Annotated in this window: 2 protein-coding genes; both read right to left on the bottom strand. The window is 70.6% G+C overall.

What is annotated here, in order from left to right; all coding sequences use genetic code 11:
• Window positions 1-130: 130 nt before the first annotated feature.
• Entirely contained in the window at window positions 131-793 is a 663-nt protein-coding gene (locus tag U9R90_RS36125; RefSeq protein ID WP_411061724.1) for an HAD family hydrolase, read from the bottom strand.
• Between the two features lie 105 nt (window positions 794-898).
• Entirely contained in the window at window positions 899-1,405 is a 507-nt protein-coding gene (locus tag U9R90_RS36120; RefSeq protein ID WP_411061723.1) for a DUF6912 family protein, read from the bottom strand.
• Window positions 1,406-1,524 lie beyond the last annotated feature (119 nt).

Below are 1,524 nucleotides of genomic sequence, written 5' to 3'. Positions count from 1 at the left end.
CCTCGCGCGGCGGGAGCACGTGCCCCCCGACGCGGCCCCGCCCCACAACGAAACAACAGCGCGCACCGCGCACAGAACCGCGCACAGCACCACGCAAGGGTCAGCACACCCCGGAGGCCGCCGCGTCTCGTCAGGCCACCAGCCGTTCCGCCACCGCCACCGCCTCAGCGAGCGTATCCACCACCGGCACCCCCGCCTCCGCAAGGCTGGCCCGACTGTGCGACCCCCCGGTGTACAGCACCGCCGCCGCCCCCACATGCCGCGCCGCCACCGCGTCGTCGACCGCGTCACCGATCACCACCGCGCGCGCCGGCTCCACGCCCTCCAACGCGGCCAGATGCCGCGTCATGTGCTCGGCCTTGCCAGTGTGCGACGCACCAACGCGGCCGTCGACCCGTATGAAGTGCTGCTCGATCCCGTGCGTCCGCACGATCGGCAGCAACCGGTCGTGCGGGGCAAGCGAGCACATCGACTGCGTGAGCCCGGCCGACTGCCAGTCGGCGAGCAACTCCCGCGCCCCCTCCGCCAGGTCCGCGCCATCGGCATGCGCCCAGTAATGCCGATGAAACGCCTCGTCCATCACCGCCCACTCCGCGTCCGTGGGCAGCCGCCCCATCAACCGCTCGTAGAAGCGCGGCACGGGAACGCAGTACAGATCCCGGTACCGCTCGAGGGTGATCGACTCCAGACCGATCTCCGCGAACGAGGCATTGGTCGCGGTGATGACCGCGTCGATGTCGTGGAACAGCGTGCCGTTCCAGTCCCAGACGATGTGCGTCCCGTGCTTCCCCATGCCAAGAACGCTACCGGCTCCCACTGACAACAGGACCCACCTACCCAGCTACGACCACCCGCTACGGCCGCCCAGCTACGACCACCCAGCTACGGCCACCCAGGCTCAAGCAATCAGATTCGGAATCTCCTGAGTAGCGAACCAGAGCAGCTCATGGTCCTCCGCCCCGTCCACCGTGAACTGCGCGTCATCGTCCCCCTGATCCGCCGCCCCCAGCGCCGCGGCCGCCGCCGCGACATCCGCCTCCGCGTCGTCGGCATCCACATGCACCGCCGCCGCCTTGGCCAACGGCACCGCGGCCGCGATACGCACCTCACCGAGCGCCCCCGGATCAAGGCCACGGTCCGGGTCCGCGACCGCCGCGGAGTCCGCCACATCCACGGCGACGACAACCCGGCGCCGCACCACCGAAGGATCACCCGCGACCAGCCGCAGCGACCCGGCCGCGGCCCGGCTGAGCGCCGCGTACTCCAGCTCCTCGATGTCGTCCGAGACGTACCACTCACGCAGCGCGGGCGTCACGGCATACGCGGTCAGCGGCCCGGGACCCAGCTCGCCCGCCTGGTGCGCCGCTGCGAGACCGGAAAGGGTCAGGGGAACGTAGACGCGCATGGCCGCCGCTTTCGTAGTCAAGAATCAGGAGTCAGTCGTCAGCAGGAGCCCCAGGATACGTCCGCCCGGCGTCCCCTTTCGAAGTCACGAACACGGTCCCCGTCACCGCACCCCGCCTG

The organism is Streptomyces sp. E11-3, assembly GCF_046540415.1.
Lineage (GTDB): Bacteria > Actinomycetota > Actinomycetes > Streptomycetales > Streptomycetaceae > Streptomyces.
This window is presented reverse-complemented; position numbering and strand designations above follow the sequence as displayed.

Bases quoted from the DNA above. Each gene is read 5' to 3' on its own strand.
- U9R90_RS36120 (WP_411061723.1), bottom strand. From the start codon at position 1,405: ATGCGCGTCTACGTTCCCCTGACCCTTTCCGGTCTCGCAGCGGCGCAC.
- U9R90_RS36125 (WP_411061724.1), bottom strand. From the start codon at position 793: ATGGGGAAGCACGGGACGCACATCGTCTGGGACTGGAACGGCACGCTG.